14 protein-coding genes are annotated in these 16,944 nt (G+C 63.7%); 12 read left to right on the top strand and 2 right to left on the bottom strand.

Annotated features, from left to right (window positions below; genetic code table 11):
* Positions 1-181: 181 nt before the first annotated feature.
* The 7 genes from CWO89_RS26110 (at position 182) to CWO89_RS26080 (ending at position 9,700) form a co-directional block, all read left to right on the top strand.
* Positions 182-1,363: an ABC transporter substrate-binding protein gene (locus CWO89_RS26110; protein ID WP_130581516.1), complete on the top strand. Its 1,182-nt coding sequence runs from the start codon at positions 182-184 to the stop codon at positions 1,361-1,363.
* Positions 1,353-2,921, top strand: coding sequence for an acyl-CoA synthetase (locus tag CWO89_RS26105; RefSeq protein ID WP_130581515.1), 1,569 nt, complete (start codon positions 1,353-1,355; stop codon positions 2,919-2,921). Before CWO89_RS26110 ends, CWO89_RS26105 begins: the two co-directional genes overlap by 11 nt.
* A gap of 133 nt (positions 2,922-3,054) precedes the next feature.
* Positions 3,055-3,915, top strand: a complete 861-nt coding sequence (locus CWO89_RS26100) for a helix-turn-helix domain-containing protein (protein WP_165421347.1) — start codon at positions 3,055-3,057, stop codon at positions 3,913-3,915.
* Positions 3,916-4,025: 110 nt separating this feature from the next.
* The gene (locus CWO89_RS26095) at positions 4,026-5,387 is read left to right on the top strand and encodes an FAD-binding oxidoreductase (protein ID WP_130581513.1); all 1,362 of its coding nucleotides are present in this window, start codon (positions 4,026-4,028) and stop codon (positions 5,385-5,387) included.
* Between the two features lie 244 nt (positions 5,388-5,631).
* Positions 5,632-6,717 (top strand): DUF2855 family protein, encoded by a 1,086-nt coding sequence (locus CWO89_RS26090; protein WP_130581512.1) that lies wholly within the window; start codon positions 5,632-5,634, stop codon positions 6,715-6,717.
* A gap of 92 nt (positions 6,718-6,809) precedes the next feature.
* Entirely contained in the window at positions 6,810-8,597 is a 1,788-nt protein-coding gene (locus tag CWO89_RS26085; protein ID WP_130581511.1) for a flavin-containing monooxygenase, read from the top strand.
* A 128-nt stretch (positions 8,598-8,725) separates the two neighbouring features.
* On the top strand, positions 8,726-9,700 hold the full coding sequence (locus tag CWO89_RS26080; RefSeq protein WP_130581510.1) for a peptidyl-alpha-hydroxyglycine alpha-amidating lyase family protein: 975 nt from the start codon (positions 8,726-8,728) through the stop codon (positions 9,698-9,700).
* 13 nt (positions 9,701-9,713) lie between these two features.
* On the opposite strand, the gene CWO89_RS26075 is transcribed toward CWO89_RS26080, so the two are convergent.
* Positions 9,714-11,474 carry a chloride channel protein gene (locus CWO89_RS26075; protein ID WP_130581509.1) on the bottom strand — a complete coding sequence of 587 codons (1,761 nt, stop codon included), beginning with the start codon at positions 11,472-11,474 and terminating at the stop codon, positions 9,714-9,716.
* 190 nt (positions 11,475-11,664) lie between these two features.
* On the opposite strand from CWO89_RS26075, the gene CWO89_RS26070 reads away from it, so the two are divergent.
* The 3 genes from CWO89_RS26070 (at position 11,665) to CWO89_RS26060 (ending at position 15,237) form a co-directional block, all read left to right on the top strand.
* On the top strand, positions 11,665-12,222 hold the full coding sequence (locus tag CWO89_RS26070; protein ID WP_028163793.1) for an HNH endonuclease: 558 nt from the start codon (positions 11,665-11,667) through the stop codon (positions 12,220-12,222).
* Positions 12,180-12,848: a class I SAM-dependent methyltransferase gene (locus tag CWO89_RS26065; RefSeq protein WP_349644906.1), complete on the top strand. Its 669-nt coding sequence runs from the start codon at positions 12,180-12,182 to the stop codon at positions 12,846-12,848. Before CWO89_RS26070 ends, CWO89_RS26065 begins: the two co-directional genes overlap by 43 nt.
* A gap of 409 nt (positions 12,849-13,257) precedes the next feature.
* Positions 13,258-15,237, top strand: a complete 1,980-nt coding sequence (locus CWO89_RS26060; RefSeq protein ID WP_130581507.1) for a hypothetical protein — start codon at positions 13,258-13,260, stop codon at positions 15,235-15,237.
* A gap of 18 nt (positions 15,238-15,255) precedes the next feature.
* On the opposite strand, the gene CWO89_RS26055 is transcribed toward CWO89_RS26060, so the two are convergent.
* Positions 15,256-15,567: a hypothetical protein gene (locus tag CWO89_RS26055; protein WP_130581506.1), complete on the bottom strand. Its 312-nt coding sequence runs from the start codon at positions 15,565-15,567 to the stop codon at positions 15,256-15,258.
* Between the two features lie 304 nt (positions 15,568-15,871).
* Here CWO89_RS26055 and CWO89_RS26050 point away from each other — a divergent pair, with 304 nt between their 5' ends.
* Both CWO89_RS26050 and CWO89_RS47135 read left to right on the top strand, forming a co-directional pair.
* Positions 15,872-16,114, top strand: a complete 243-nt coding sequence (locus CWO89_RS26050; protein WP_130581505.1) for a DUF3551 domain-containing protein — start codon at positions 15,872-15,874, stop codon at positions 16,112-16,114.
* Positions 16,115-16,184: 70 nt separating this feature from the next.
* Positions 16,185-16,944 (top strand): YunG family protein (locus CWO89_RS47135; protein WP_207234573.1); only part of this gene is annotated, 760 nt, incomplete at its 3' end.

Raw genomic sequence — 16,944 nt, 5'->3', positions numbered from 1 at the left:
GTCGAAATTCAAGCGCAGCTTGAATTTCGGGTGAGGGGCACCTCCGCGAGTCCATCTGCCACCGTGTTTGCGGAGGCAGCCCCTCACCCCAACCCTCTCCCCGTAAGAACGGGGAGAGGGAGAGGCGGCATCGGCCGCTCCAAAACTAATAAGACGCTTTTTGATCATCGGGAGAGAGACCATGAAGCTGCGGCACGCATTGGCCGTTCTGTTTACGCTGGGTGTGATCACGGCGGCCTTCGCCGACGACAAGGACGACATCCGCATCGGCCAGACCCTGCCCTATAGCGGGCCGGCGTCCGGCTTCGGCACCATCGGGCGGACGCAGGAGGCCTTCTTTGCCAGGATCAATGCCGAAGGCGGCATCAACGGCCGCAAGGTGAAGTTCATCACGCTGGACGACGCCTATTCGCCGCCCAAGACGGTGGAGCAGACCCGCAAGCTGGTCGAACAGGAGGACGTGCTGATGATGTTCGGCTCGCTCGGCACCGCGACCAACAGCGCCGTGCACCGCTACCTCAACGGCAAGAAGGTCCCGCAACTGTTCCTTTTGAGCGGCGCGACCAAATGGGCCGACCCGAAGAACTTCCCCTGGACCATGCCCGGCATGGCCGCCTACGAATCCGAAGGCGTCGTCTATGCCAAATATGTGCTGCAGGCCAAGCCCGACGCCAGGATCGCGATCCTCTCCCAGAACGACGATTTCGGCCGCGACTATGTCGCTGGCTTCAAGCGCGCGCTCGGACCCAAGGCCGCCAGCATGATCGTCGCGGAGGCAAGCTACGAGACCAGCGCGCCGACCATCAGTTCGCAGTTGGCGACATTGAAGGCCTCCGGCGCCAACGTGCTGTTCGCCGTGGTGCTCGGGAAATTCACCTCGCAGTCGATCAAGGGCGTCGCCGAACTCGGCTGGAAGCCCGAGCTGTTCTTCGTGCCCACCTCAGCTTCCTCGATCTCGTTCCTGGAGCCGGCGGGACTGGCGAATGCAGTCGGCCTGATCTCTTCGAGCAATCAAAAGGACACGATGGACGTGCAGTGGGCCGATGACGCAGGCGTGAAAGAATATTTTGCGTTCATGAAGCAGTATCTGCCGAATGCCGACCTGAACAATTCGAACTACGCCGCCGGCTACCATTATGCGACACTTCTGATGGCCGCGCTCAGGGCATGCAAGGATGATTTCAGCCGCGAGAACATCCTGCGCCAGGCGACGTCGCTGCGCGAGGTCAAGCTGCCGTTATTGTTACCGGGAATGACCGTATCGACCGGTCCGGATGACTATCTGCCGTTCCAGCAGTTGCAGTTGCGGCGATTCAACGGCAAGAGCTGGGTGAGCTTTGGCGAGATTCTCGATGACCGCTGAGCATGATGACAGAAACGATCGGGAGCGCGAGATGATCATCAGCGGTGAACGCCGGATCGGCTATGGCGAGATCAACGAGCGCATCGCCCGCGCGGCATCCGGGTTACGCGCGCTCGGCGTGCGCGATGGCCAGCCGGTCGCGATGATGCTGCGGAACGATTTCGCGCTGTTCGAGGCGGTGGCTGCGTCCGCCGCGCTCGGCAGCCCGATCGTGCCGATCAACTGGCACCTGAAGGCCGAGGAAGTCGCCTACATTCTTTCGGATAGCGGCGCGGACGTCCTGATCTGTCACGCCGATCTGCTGCCGCAGATACGCGATGGGCTGCCCGCCGGGCTCAAGCTGCTGGTCGTGGCGACGCCGCCCGAGATCGCCGCGGCCTATGGCGTCTCGCCAGCGCTGACCCAGGTGCCCGACGGCCTGACCGACTGGGACCACTGGCGCGACACGCATCCGGCCCTGGCCGATGCCCCGATCGGCGCTTCGCCGATGTTCTACACCTCGGGCACCACAGGCCAGCCCAAGGGCGTGCGGCGCAAGCCGATGCCGCCGGAACTGCAGGCCGCGGCCGCCCGCGTCAGCGCGATCGCCTACGGCATCAAGCCGAACGACAACCAGATCGTCCTGATGAACGGGCCGATGTATCATTCCGCGCCGCACAGCTACGGCATGCTGGCGTTCCGCTGCGGCTGCACCATCGTGCTCGAGCCGCGCTTCGATCCTGAGGATCTGCTGCAGCTCATCGAGCGCTACCGTGTCACCCACATGCACATGGTGCCGACGATGTTCGTGCGGCTGCTGCGGCTGCCGGAGGAAACGAGGCGACGCTACGACGTCTCCTCGCTGCGCTTCGTCATTCACGGCGCCGCGCCATGTCCGCAGGATGTGAAGCGCGCGATGATCGACTGGTGGGGACTGGTGGTGAACGAATATCTGGGCTCCACCGAGACCGGAATCCCGATCTGGCATTCGGCGGCGGAGGCGCTGGCAAAGCCCGGCACCGTCGGCCGCGTGATCGAGGGCGGCATCGTGAAGATCTTCCGCCCCGACGGGACCGAATGCGACGTCAACGAGCCCGGCGAGATCTTCATGCGGCAGACCGCTATCCCGGATTTCGACTATCACGGCAACGCCAAGGCCCGCGCCGAGGCCGGGCGTGAGGGCCTCATCAGCGTCGGCGACGTCGGCTATCTCGATGAGGACGGCTATGTGTTCATGTGCGACCGCAAGCGCGACATGGTGATCTCGGGCGGCGTCAACATCTATCCCGCCGAGATCGAGAACGCGCTGATCGGCATGGAAGGCGTCCGCGACTGCGCGGTGTTCGGCGTCGCCGACGACGAATATGGCGAGCGGCTGTTCGCCTGCATCGAACCCGAACCGGGCGCCACGCTGTCGGTCACCGCCGTGCAGGATTTCCTGCGCAGCAAGCTTGCCAACTTCAAGGTGCCGAAGGACATCCAGTTCATGGATGCGCTGCCGCGCGAAGCCACCGGCAAGATCTTCAAGCGCAAGCTGCGCGATCTGCATCGCGCAGGCACGCTCCGCGCATCCGTTTGACACGGCCGAGGCAAATGCGCTCTCACGCCTTTTCACGTGTGCGTTAGGGGCGGCTTCGCCGCCCTTTCGCGGCCTCCATCCGCGCCCAATCTAGCAGGCTTGTTTCATGCATTGCCGGCGGAGCGCGATCGGCGTGGCGAAGTTCGGTCAGGTGCGTTGGGCTCAGAAGGATGGCAGCCCCCCGACGACGTCCCAAGCGGACGGTCCGGCGGGCGAAAGCGGCGTGCGCGTGTTCCGGGCGCTATTCGACGGCGGGGCGCATTTCAGCGCCACACCGGGGCAGCACCTCGTCTTCGTTCAGATGTCACCCCATCTGCGGCTCGATTGCCGAATGGCTGGACGGCGGCTGCGCCACGAAACGGTTCAGGGCGCGCTCGCGATCTGTCCGGCCGGCATGGACTCGTCCGCCGACGCCGACGGCACGGCCGATATGCTGCTGGTCGCGGTCAAGCCGACCCAGCTTGCGCTTGCGGCGGCGGAGGATTCCGCGCTCGAAGCCGAGCTTCCGGAGCGGCTGTCGGGATATGATCAAACGCTTCAGCAGGCGGCGCAGTCGCTGGCAGCAGAGGGTGCGCAAGGCTATCCCAACGGTCCGCTGTTCTGGAGCGAAGCCGCGAGCCGCTTCATCGGACGCCTGGTGTCCGACTATACGTCGACGCCGCGACGCCCATTTCGCGGCCGGCTCGGTCAATGCGCGCTGCGGCGGATCAGAGACTATGTGCTCACCAATCTCGCCGAGCCGATCGAAGTCGCTGATCTCGCCGCACTCGCCGGCCGCAGCTCGTTCCATTTTTCGCGCGTATTCACCCGCTCGGTCGGCATGACGCCCTATCGCTACGTCGTCCATCTCCGCCTGCAGGCAGCGGCGCGGCATATGCGCGAAGGACGAATGGGCCTCGCCGAAATCGCTGTTGACACCGGGTTTGCGGATCAGAGCCATTTGTCGCGATGGGTCCGGCGCGTGTACGGCGTCGCGCCCTCCGAGTTCGCCTGAGCGTAACCAGCAAAACCGCAGGAATCTTCACGAACGCACGGCCCGCTTCTCCGTAAATCGGCAGATAACGCCGAGCATTCCGCTCGCGCCGATCACAGGAGAGTGAAGCCATGTCTGCTACGATCGATGCCGCCTGTTGCGGCCTGAGCGAGGACTTGCTTGGGCTGGTGTCATTGCCTGGCGATGACCGCTATGCGGCGGCGACCAGCATCTGGGCCAAGCAGGTCGGCGTCACGCCCGGCGCGGTGGTGCATTGCCGGACCGCCAGGGACGTCCAGGATGCGATCCGGGCGGCGCGCGAGCGCGAGTTGCCACTGTCGGTTCGCGGCGGCGGACACGATTGGGCGGGCCGCGCGCTTTGCGAGGGCGCGGTGATCGACCTGAGCGGCATGCGCAACGTCGTGCTGAGCGCCGACCGTCGCAGCGCCACGATTGCAGGCGGTGCCCGCGCCGGCGACGTCGTTGCTGTCACCAATCCGTACGGACTGGCCGTGGTGGCGGGATCGGTTTCGAGCGTCGGCATCGCCGGGCTCACGCTCGGCGGCGGCTATGGTCCGCTGATCGGACGCTTCGGACTGGCGATCGACAACATGCTCGCCGCCGAGATCGTGCTGGCCGACGGCCGCATCGTGCATGCCGACAGCGAGACCAACGCCGATCTGTTCTGGGCGCTGTGTGGCGGCGGCGGCAATTTCGGCGTGGTGACCGCGATGCGCCATCGCGTCCATGAACTGCCGAGCGTCCATTCCGGCATGCTCGTCTATCCCTTCTCCGAGGCCCGCGCGGTGCTCGAACGATGCAGCGCATTGATGGCGTCGGCGCCGGAGGAATTGACGGTGCAGCACACGCTCATGGCCGATCCAAGCGGCACGATGATGGTCCTGATCGTTCCAACCTGGAGCGGCCGGCCCGAAGACGGCGAAGCGAGACTTCAGCCGTTCGCCCGGCTGGGAACGCTGCTCGCAGGCAGTACCGAGCGCAAATCCTACGCGGCCCTGCTCGGCATGTTCGATCCCTACATCGCCAACGGATTGCAGACCGTGATGGACAGTTGCTGGCTGCCGGCGCTCGACCGCGACGCTATCGACGCGTTCATCCACGCAATGGAGAGCGCCGTCTCTCCGGGCTGCGCGATCATCACCCACGAATTCCGTGGCGCTGCGTCCCGTGTCGCGGAGACTGCGACGGCGTTCGGACTGCGTCGCGATCACGTGCTGGTCGAAATCCTGGCAAGCTTCCCGGATCGCTCCGACGCCAGCGACGTGTCGCGGCACCGGCACTGGACGCGCGCGACGCGCGAGCGCTTCGCCTCAGCGCTGCCCGGCGGTTATCCGAACTTTCTCGGCAAGGATGAACTCGATCGCGCGAGACAGAGCTACGGCGGCAACGCCGGGCGGCTGATGGAGATCAAGCATCGCTACGATCCCGACAACGTCTTCTCTTCCGCCATTCCACTGCCGCGTTCCGTTTAACGCTGAGGACGCCCATGCTGATTCATGTCGTTAGCACTGCTATCGCGCTCATGCTGACCGCGTTCAGGGCAAGAAGGGCGGCGCCGCGTCTTCCTCGGACCCACAATTTCAAACGGCTTGTCAGGCCGGCGTCCGCTTCATCGCAGCCGCCGGAAGCGAACAGCGTTTTAAACTATGTTGCTGTTGCAAAACCTCCATCGCCCGACGCAAAGATGGCGGCACGTCACGAGCCGGAGCCGCCGCCATGACATCGACCGACTTCGTCGTCGCCCGCAACGATCTCAAGCATTGCAAGTTCATCGAGCGGACGCTGCCCGATGCCGCCGCGCTTCCAAGCGAGACGCTGTTGGTCAAGGTGACGAGCTTTGCGCTGACCGCCAACAACATCACCTATGCGGTGCTCGGCGACGAGCTGAAATACTGGCAGCTCTTCCCTGCACCGGAAGGGTTCGGCAACATTCCGGTGTGGGGATTTGGCGAGGTGATCGCCTCCCGCCATCCGAACGTTTCCGAAGGCGAACGGCTGTTCGGCTATTTTCCGATGGCGACGCATCTTGTGATCGAGGCCGCCGATGTCAGCAAGCGCGGCCTGCGCGACGGCGCCCCACATCGGCAGGGCGTGGCGCCGGTCTACAACGCCTATGCGCGCGTGAGCGGCAATGCCGCCTTTGCCGGGCGGCAGGGCGACTACCAGGCCTTGCTGCGGCCGCTGTTCATGCTGTCGTTCCTGGTCGACGACTTCCTCGCCGAGAACGGATTTTTCGGCGCGGAGAGCGTGATGCTCTCCTCCGCCTCCAGCAAGACCGCCTTCGGGCTCGCGCATCTCTTGCACACCAGAGGCATCAAGGTGACCGGCCTGACCTCTCCATCGAATACCGGCTTCGTGAAATCGCTCGGCTGCTACGACGAGGTCATCACCTATGATCGCGTCGCATCGCTGGCTGCCGATCGGCCGGCGGCGTTCATCGACATGGCCGGCAACAGCGGCTTGCGCGAAACGCTGCACCGGCATTTCGGAGCGCAGATGAAGTATTCCGGGCGCGTCGGGCTGACGCATCGTCGCTCATCGGAGAACGAGCCGGAGCTGCCGGGCGCCAAGCCGAGCTGGTTCTCCGCGCCCGAGCAGATCCGCAAGCGCGCCAAGGAGTGGGGACCGGGCGGAATCGAGACCCGCTTCGGCCCAGCCTGGTCCGGCTTCGCGCCAAAGCTCGAACAATGGCTCAAGGTGACCGAAGGCCGCGGGCCTGCCGCCGTGCAAGCGGCCTATTTTGATACCCTCAACGGCCGTGTGCCACCGGATTTAGGACACATCCTGTCGCTCTCGGAATAGCCGACATCCCGTCACGGCCTTTCTGCGGCCTGCCGAATAGGTATAGGCTGCGAGGGAACACGCCGCGGAGACGGCCGTGATGGGAAACGCTCATGCTCGACAAGACCGACGACATCTCGGTGGCCGCCGACACGTGGCTCGCGCGATTCGAGGACGCACTTCGCAAGCCTGGCGACGGCGCGCTCAATTTCCTGTTTCTCCCCGATAGTTTCTGGCGCGACATACTGGCGCTGAGCTGGAACATCCAGACCGTCGACGGCGCGGACGCCATCATTGCCGAGCTGAAGCGGCATGCGGGCCGCGCGGCACCACGCCGCCTGACGATCGATCCCGACCGCCGCGCGCCGCGCAAGGTGATGCGCGCCGGCACCAATGCGATCGAGGCGATGTTCAAGTTCGAAACCACGATCGGTCGCGGCAGCGGCATCGTCCGCCTGATCCCTGACCCTACCGACGGCAACACGCTGAAGGCCTGGACGCTCCTGACCGAGCTCGGCGAGCTCAAGGGTTTTGAGGAGCAGCTCGGCGTCAACCGCCCGCGCGGCAATGCCTATTCGCGTGATTTCCGCGGGCCGAACTGGCTCGACCTCCGCAAGGCGTCGACCGACTATGCCGACCGCGATCCGACCGTGCTCGTTGTCGGCGGCGGCCAGAGCGGGCTCTGCATCGCAGCACGGCTGAAGCAGTTGCAGGTCGATACGCTGATCGTCGATCGCGAGGAGCGCATCGGCGACAATTGGCGCAAGCGCTATCACGCGCTGACGCTGCACAACCAGGTGCAGGTCAACCACCTGCCCTACATGCACTTCCCGCCGAACTGGCCGACCTATATCCCGAAGGACAAGCTCGCCAACTGGTTCGAAGCCTATGTCGACGCCATGGAGCTGAACTTCTGGACCAGCACCGAGTTCGAAGGCGGGCAATATGACGAGAACGAAGGCCGCTGGACGGTGAGGCTGCGCTGCGCCGATGGCGCGAGGCGCGAGATGCATCCGCACCATGTGGTGCTCGCCACCGGCGTCAGCGGCATTCCGAACGTGCCTGATATTGCCGGCCTGAAGGATTTTTCCGGCAAGGTCATGCATTCCAGCCGCTATGACGACGGCGAGAACTGGAAAGGCAAACGCGCCATCGTGATCGGCACCGGCAATAGCGGCCACGACATCGCGCAGGACCTTTATTCCAGCGGCGCCAACGTGACGTTGGTGCAGCGCAGCCCGACGCTGGTGGTCAGCATCGAACCGTCGGCGCAGCTCGTCTACGCGCCCTACAATGATGGGACGCTCGACGACAATGACCTGATCACGATGTCGATGCCGCTCAAGCTGGGGCGCAAGAGCCACGCGATGGTGACGGAGAAATCGAAGGCGCTCGACAAGGACCTGCTCGAGGGCCTGGCGCGTGTCGGCTTCAGGCTCGACTACGGCGAGGACAACACCGGCTGGCAGTTCAAATATCTCACCCGCGGCGGCGGTTATTATTTCAACGTCGGCTGCTCCGACCTGATCGTGAAAGGCGAGATCGCGTTGAAGCAGTTTGCCGACGTCGCGACGTTTGTGGCCGATGGGGCCAGGATGAAGGATGGCGAGCTGGCCGCTGCCGACCTCGTGGTGCTCGCGACCGGCTACAAGCGCCAGGAGGAGTTGGTGAAGAAGCTGTTCGGCGCCGATGTCGCCGACCGCGTCGGCACGATCTGGGGCTTTGGCGAGGAGCAGGAGCTCCGCAACATGTACACCCGCACGCGCCAGGCGGGCCTCTGGCTGATCGCGGGCGGACTGGCGCAATGCCGGATCGGCTCGAAGCATCTGGCGCTGCAGATCAAGGCGATCGAGGAAGGCCTGCTGCCGCGCGACGTCGGGCCGCGGGCGATGTTTGCATGATTCACACCGTCATTCCGGGGCGCGCGAAGCGCGAGCCCGGAATCCATAACCACCATCGTGAGTATGGATTCCGGGCCTGCGCCTTGTGGCGCATCCCGGAATGACAACGACCTTGGGGAGGAAATCACATGCCGACCATCCTCGGCTCCGGCGAGCACCGCTACCGCGTGGTTCAGAACTGGGCCAAGCTGCCCGACGGCTGGCAGCTCACCGACGTCGCCTCCGTCGGGGTCGACAGCAAGGACCGCATCTATGTCTTCAACCGCGGCGCGCACCCGATGGTCGTGTTCGACCGCGACGGCAATTTCCTGCGGAGCTGGGGCGAAGGCCTGTTCTCCCGTGCCCACGGCCTGCACATCGATGCCGATGACAACCTCTATTGCACCGACGACGGCGACCACACCGTGCGCAAATGCTCAGCCGAGGGCAAGGTGCTGCTCACGATCGGCATCCCGAGCAAGCCCGCGCCGTTCATGAGCGGCGAGCCGTTCAACCGCTGCACCCACACCGCGCTGTCGCCGCAGGGCGAGATCTACGTCTCCGACGGCTACGGCAACGCCCGCGTCCACAAATTCACGCCCGACGGCAAGCTGATGCAGAGCTGGGGCGAGCCCGGCACCGATCCCGGACAGTTCAACATCGTTCACAACATCGCGACCGATGCTGATGGTTTTGTCTATGTCGCCGACCGCGAGAACCATCGCGTGCAGGTGTTCGACGGCAACGGGACATACGAGACGCAGTGGAACAATTTGCACCGTCCCTGCGCGCTCTGCTGTTGCGGCGGCAGGCAACCGAACTTCGTGATCGGCGAACTCGGTCCCGGCATGGCCGTCAACCGCAAGGTGCCGAATCTTGGACCCCGGCTGACCATCGTCGATGCCAAGGGCAACCGCATCGCGCGGCTCGGCGGCGAAAGCGGTCCCGGTATCGAGACCGGCAAGTTCCTGGCGCCGCACGGCCTCGCGCTCGACTCCAAAGGCGACATCTATGTCGGCGAGGTCGGCGTCACCGACTGGAAGACCAGCTTTCCCGATGCCGAGATGCCTGCCGAAGTGAGGGTGGCGCGTTGCCTGCAGAAGCTGGAGAAGATTCCGGAATAGCCCGCTCCCGCGATCAAACCTCGCCGATCACCTCGCGCCGGCGCTGCTCGGATTCCTCGGCATAACGCCGCATCGCGTGCGCTTCGGTGAGGAGGCCGATCGGGCAGCGCTCCGCGCCCTCCTCGACCACGGCGAGCGATTCCGCTTCCGCGGCATCGAACACCGCAATCGCTTCCTGGATGTTCATGGACGGATGCAGCACCACGTCGCTGTGGCGCAGGATGCCGACGAGACCGTTGTGCATATCGATATCGGCCGCATGCGCGTCCGCGATCAATGCCAACCCGGCGTAACGCCCCTCGCCATCGACCGCAACCACCTGGGTTTTGGAGCCGAGCGGGAACTGCTTGCGGAACTGCGCTATTGGCACGTCCGCATTCACGGTCGTCATATCCCGGCGCATCAATTTGTCCACCGTGAGATCGCGGATCCAGCCGACATCGGCGGCGCTGCGGATGGTCTCGCCGCGCAGATGCAAGCGCCAGGTCGCAAATGAATAGCCGAACAGTTCCCGCGTGATCATCGTGGAGATGATGACGGAGACCAGCACCGCCGTGGTGAGCCAGAGATTGCCGGTCGATTCCAGCGCGATGAAGGACATCGTCAGCGGTCCGCCGATCACCGATGCCGACAACGCGCTCATGCCGATCACCGCATAGACGTCGGGATCGAGTTGGAGGCCCGGCCACAGCATATCGCAACCGGCGGCAAACAGCCGGCCGCCCAGCGCGCCCATGAACAGCGTGGCGAAGAACAGGCCGCCGCGAAACCCGCTGCCGAGCGAGACGATCGAGGCCATCGCTTTCAGGATCAGCACGCCGGCCATGAAGGCGAACGGTATCGACACGATGCCGCCGAGATGCAGCGCGCCATGACCCGAGGACATCACCTGCGGCGTCAGCAGCGCCATCAGCCCGACCGCGAAACCGCCGAGCGCCGTACGCAATGGCGGCCAGAGCCCTGTCTTTCCGAGCAGCGTCTCGCACAGCGTGACGCCGCGCATGATCGCGATGCCGAACAGCGCCGCCAGCACACCGAGCAGCGCGGCGATGGCAAGGTCGCGCCCCAGCACATCGCCGACGGTGTCGACGCCTACCCCCAGCGTCAGCACGCTGAAGGAATGGGCGACAAAATAGCCGGCGACCGCGGCAACCCCGACCGGCGCCAGGCTCGCGGGCGTATAGCCGCCGATCACAAGTTCGAAAGCATAGAAGGCGCCGGCCAGCGGCGCGCCGAAGGCGCCGGCGATCGCCGCCGCCGCTCCGCATCCGACCATGATGCGCTGGTCGATACGGCGCAGGTGGAAGGCGCGGCCGACCGAAGCTGCGATGCCGCTGGAGAGCTGCGTATAACCCGCCTCGAGCCCGACCGAGGCGCCGACGCCGGAGGACCAGATCGTCTGCAGCGCAACGATCACGCTGCCGCGGAACGACATCCGCCCGCCATAAAGGGCATTGGCCTCGATCGGATCGATCTCGCGCTTGGGCCGCCAGCGCGCCAGCGCGAGAAAGGCGAGGCCCAGGAGTAGCCCACCCAGGCTCGGAACCAACACGGCGCGCAGCGGGTCGAGGCTGATCTGGCTGGAGAGCCGCTCGCCGAACGGCAGGTCGAACAGGGCGACATGCAGGACCGAGACCGCGCCGCTCATGGCCGCGACCACCAGCCCGCCAATGGTTCCCGTCAGCACCGCCAGGACCACCAAGCTCGTTTCATGCGCGCGGACGAAGGCGCGCAGCCGGCGTGGAGCCTCGAGATAGCGGGACTTGGTGAGCATTGCAGAGGCCGCCGACGCAGGAGGTATCTGCGGCCTCGTTTACGGGCCCTGCAGGCGGGTGGCAATCACGGCGGGATCATGGCAGCGTGGAATACGATAAACGGCTCAACGCTCTTCACAATCCCGTCACGCTGCATGTAGTATGTCAGTACATGCTGCTTCGCAGCGATATGGAGGCCGGGAGCGTTACTTGAACGCACATGTCTCGCAAGGCGGTTGGCCGGTACTGGTCCTGAACGCGGACTTTCGGCCGCTGAGTTATTACCCCCTGTCGCTATGGTCGTGGCAGGATGCGATCAAGGCAGTCTTCCTCGATCGCGTAAATATCGTCGAATATTACGACCGGGCGGTGCGGAGCCCCTCCTTCGAAATCCAGCTTCCCAGCGTCGTCTCGCTGAAATCCTTCGTCAAGCCGACCACGCATCCGGCCTTCACGCGTTTCAACGTTTTCCTGCGCGATCGTTTCGCCTGCCAATACTGCAATTCGCCTGACGATCTCACCTTCGATCACATCATCCCGCGCAGCAAGGGCGGCCAGACGACTTGGGAGAATGTCGTCGCGGCCTGCTCGCCTTGTAACCTCAGGAAGGGCAACCTGACGACGCAGCAGGCCAAGATGTTTCCGAAGCAGACGCCGTTCGCACCGACCGTGCACCAGCTCCACCGCAACGGCCGCCTGTTCCCGCCAAACTATCTGCACGATAGCTGGCTCGACTACCTGTACTGGGACACCGAGCTGGATCCGTAAGGGGTGCGACCGTATCTGACCTCGCCAGCCAGATTATCCCTCACTACGAGAAGCACGCAGCAGCGTGGGACCGCGATCGTCAGAACGCCCATTGGAACGATAAGGTCTGGCACGACCGCTTCATCGGCCGACTCGCCAAGAACGCCACGGTGCTTGATCTCGGCTGTGGTCCAGGGCAACCGGTTGCGCAGCACATGATTGAACGAGGACTGCGCGTGACCGGCGTCGACTCCTCACCGACAATGATATCGTTCTGCCGTGATCGGCTGCCCGATCAAGAATGGATTGTCGCGGATATGCGGCAATTGTGGCTCGGTCGGCGGTTCGACGGCATACTCGCGTGGGACAGCTTCTTTCATCTCAATCACGACGACCAGCGAAGAATGTTTGCGGTTTTTGCTGACCACGCCTCTGTCGGAACGATATTGATGTTCAATACCGGACCGCAGCACTGTGAGAGCGTTGGCGAATACAGGGGCGATCCGCTGTATCACGCGAGCCTATCACCTGCCGAATACGAGATGTTTACCGAGCGTTTTGGGTTCAGCGTGCTGGAACACGCGACGAACGATGCGCAGGCGGGCGGACGAACGGTGTACCTCTGTCGACGGAATGACTTGGGGTAATGTCGCCTGCTGGCCCCTGAGCTGAACCGCGCGCGCTTTCACCATGTCGGTTGTCTGAACCAGGGCGGACATCGCTGTGCGCCTGCCTCGACCGCCGCTTTTTGGACCCGCAGGGACATCCCGCATTGGTCAGTATCACTGACCTCTGCGTGGCAGCGCGGCCACAACCACTTCACAAAATCGCGCCGCGCCGGTTTTCGCCATATCTACGGCGTTTCGCCTGACAATCGTGGTCCTCGGTTATTCGCATGCTCGGCTTCTGCTTTGAGAGCTTCGCCGGCTGGAGTGGCAACTGACCTCAGCCGGGACAGCGACGGCGCGTGAAAATAGCAGCGGCCGAGCCAGGACGTCCGGGTGGGGATCGGAAGGGCCGAGTGCGGTTCCGGCTTCCTCCAGAAAGGTTGTCAAAATGCATCTCGCCAGCCGGTTTTCTGCTGCAACAGCCGCGTTCATTTTCGCAACAGTGGGATCGCCGGCCCACGCGGCGTCGGGCCCGTGCCGGGAGGCGGCCGAGATCTCGGTCTTGCCCTCGCCGTTCGCTCCTTGGAAGGGGGCGCCGCTGCGCGTCATGATCGTCAGTGAAAAGCCGCTCGAGGGTGTGATGTCGCTGGTCGCGCCCGACGGAAGCGTCGCGGCCAAATCGTCCGATCGGCACGGCGGTGCGCCGTACTCCTGGTTCGCCGAGGTTGCCGAGCCGGCCGCGGGGACGTGGCACGCCACGCTCGCGCTCGACCACCCGACGGCGGATTGCAGCACGATCACTCACGACATCTCCGTGAGCGCGCGCAAACCGGCCCCTGTGGCTATTCCCCCCGGCCGCTTCTGGAAGGTGCACAACGGCTGGAATCACGAGACGGAAGCCTTGTTCTCGGCGTGGATCGAGAAACTGTTCGACGCGCCTCCCGATCAGGATCTGTCCTGGAAAGCCTGGCATGAAGTCCTGCGCGACCGGTCACGCAATTTCCTGTTCAACTATCTTGGTCGCGGTGAAGACAGTGTGAAGACCGGCCTACGCCCCGACTGCGCCGACTTCGTGTATTTCCTGCGCGCCTATTTTGCCTACAAGGTGGGGCTGCCGTTCGGCTATTCCAATTGCTCACGCGGCACCGGCGGCAGGGCGCCCAAATGCTACCAGTGGTTCGACATGGAGCATCCGGAGGTGACACGTCCGCCGGCGCCGCCCGAACAGGAGATCGCACCGGCGACGATCGCCGACGCCACGCTGCCTGGGCAGACGCCGAGGATCCTGAACATGTTCAGCGGGCCCCCGTCGGCCCAGACACCAGCGCCGGCTGCGGCTCCGCAGAAGCCGCAGCCAAAGCCGCCGACAACGTTCGGTGAATATCTGCGGGACGTCGGCGACGTCGTGCATACCGGCGCCGTGCGGGTCGCCGCGAGCGACGAGAACACCGATTTCTACACCGTTCCGCTGGCGCAAGATACGCTCCGCCCGGGCACGGTGTACGCCGACCCCTATGGACACGTGTTGATGCTCGTTCATCGCGTGCCGGAGATGGACGGCAAGCCGGGCGTCTTCCTCGCCGTCGATGCCGAGCCGGACGGGTCGATCACGCGAAAGCGTTTCTGGCGCGGCAATTTCCTGTTCGTGCACGATCCTGCGCTCGGCAGCCCGGGCTTCAAGCACTTCCGGCCGATCGTGCGCGACAAAGGCGGTTCGTTGCGGCGGTTGGCCAACGCCGAAATCACCAACAATCCGCAGTACGCCGATTTTTCGCTTGATCAGTCAAAGATGAGTGCCGAGGATTTTTACGATCGCATGGATGACGTGATGTCGCCCGAGCCTCTCGATCCCGTGAAAGCCATGACGGACGCCATCGCTAGCCTGAACGAGCAGGTGAAGACGCGTGTGACCTCGGTCGAAAACGGACGAAAATATCAGGAGAAGCAGGCCGGCGAGGTGGCCATGCCCAACGGCCCCTCGATCTTCGAGACCTCGGGCGCCTGGGAGGATTACTCCACACCGGCGCGCGATTTCCGCCTGTTGATCGCGATGGACGTCGTGCGGGGTTATCCTGACCGCGTCGTGCGGCGTGGGGCGCGCTACGCGATGCCGAACGGCAGGAGCATCGCGGACGTGCAAAGCGAGCTGCAAGGGGTGCTTGCGTCCGAACTCGCCTCGCGAAAAATATCCTACACCCGCAGCGATGGCTCGCAGTGGACGCTGTCGCTCAAGGAGGTCCTCGACCGGGCCGCGAGCTTCGAGATGGCCTATAACCCGAACGACTGCGTCGAGGTGAGGTGGGGCGCGCCAGATAACAGCGAGGAGGCATCCACCTGCAAGCGGCATGCGCCGCAGGCGCAGCGCACGAAGATGTCGTCGGAGTACCGCACCTGGTTCCGCGAGCGACACTGGCCGACGCACACCTGAATCGCGGTACAGGGCATATCAAGGCCAACCGCTTTCTCGACCATAGACGCACTTGGCCATAGACCGCAGCGGAACGCCGAACCTGTTGTGAATGTCATACTCTACGAACGCCTCGAGGCGGCTGTGCGGCTGCTGCGGAGGCCAGGCAAAATAGGGGGTGAAGAAGACCGGCTGCTGCCATTCGATGAGATTGACCCGGCGATACGCTGAGGGCGTCAGCATCCGCTGTTTCACCGCCCGCTCACACCAATGACCGAACGTGGATGCCTGTGCGCCGGAAGCCGGGGCGAGCAAAAGCACCAGTGCTGCGAGCGCTGACATGGCCTTCATTTGACTGCTCCTCGTGCGGATCACAACGCATGAGATTGCGCCAGTCTTTCACGGACGTCTACCAGGATGTCGTGGCGGCTGTGTCGCACCGCCGGTCCATAAAAGACTGTACCGTCAGGGCTGACGGCATTCTGAAGGCGGAGAGGTTAACATTTTCGGCGCTCCTAAGCTCCAAGGACCATTGCTTACGATCATCTGCGCGGTCGATCTCGAAAATTTTAATCCAGTGATGTGAGCCAGTTCACGTCGAACCCCCACGTTTGGTCCCAGCGTCGAGTGGGGCACTTCAACGTGGGAGAGAAAGATGCGTACCTTCCTTCTTGCTCTCGCGACGTCCGCGACCGTCCTCGCAACTGGCGTAACCCCGGTCGCAGCTAGCGAGTACCGGTACTGCCTCCAAGGCGAAGAGTTTGCTGGCACGGGCGATTGTGGATTCACCAGCTACCAGCAATGTCAGGCTACCGCATCAGGCCGCTTGGCCTACTGCGCTGCCAACCCTGATTTTGTGATCGTCCCGACAATTCGGGTCAGGTCGCACCACCGCTGACGCCACGTGTGTCGCAAGCAAATCAGATGGCTTGGTCCGCTGTGCATCATAAGGCGAAATCGATCATGTGATGGCAGCGGCCAAGTCTGGTATTGGCCCGGTAGCCGACGTGCTGATAGGCAGCTCGAATGTGCGGGTAGCCGGGACGAACCCGGCTCGAGTGAAGGCGGCCACTCATCCAATGGTTGTCGGATCTGGCCTCACCCGCTACTGTGGTGCCCGCCACAACGGGGATCCACCTTTGACGGCCGGATGTTCATCATACCTTGATCTTTATAGACGGCTGCAACAATCATGGTCTGCCGAGACCAGCAGCAAATGGCAGTGCGACAACCCGGCAGCAGGGCAATGCGCAGTCACCGCCTTGGTGGTTCAGGAAATGCTCGGTGGAGATATCCTGAAGACAGACGTTGATGGGGCGTGGCATTTCTACAATTGCCTCGATGGACGCAGAGTTGATTTTACGGCGGGCCAATTCGTTAGTCCGATCGGCTACGACGATATCGTCAGCAACAGAGCCGAAGCCTTTAACGAGACCTCGGCGAGCCAATATGAGCTTCTTCGTTCCTGTGTGACCCTTCTTGGTAGGGAACGTAGTCCGGCACTTGCCGAAAGGCGGTTTGCGGAGCGACGACAGGAATTCATCGGCCTCGATCGCGCCGCGCGCTTCAAACTGATCTATCAGACCAATCTTTGGGGAGCAAAATCGTCTGTATCGGGCGTCGGCTCTGAAATCACCGCGACGCAGAAGCTTCGCAAGGAATTGTCGGATTTGCTGCGCAGTCTGGGCGTGAGAACGGTGCTGGATCTGCCCTGCGGCGACTTCTCAT

Source organism: Bradyrhizobium sp. Leo170, from assembly GCF_004296405.1.
GTDB lineage: Bacteria > Pseudomonadota > Alphaproteobacteria > Rhizobiales > Xanthobacteraceae > Bradyrhizobium.
The sequence above is the reverse complement of the archived record's forward strand: the minus strand, read 5'-3'. Positions and strand labels throughout refer to the sequence as shown.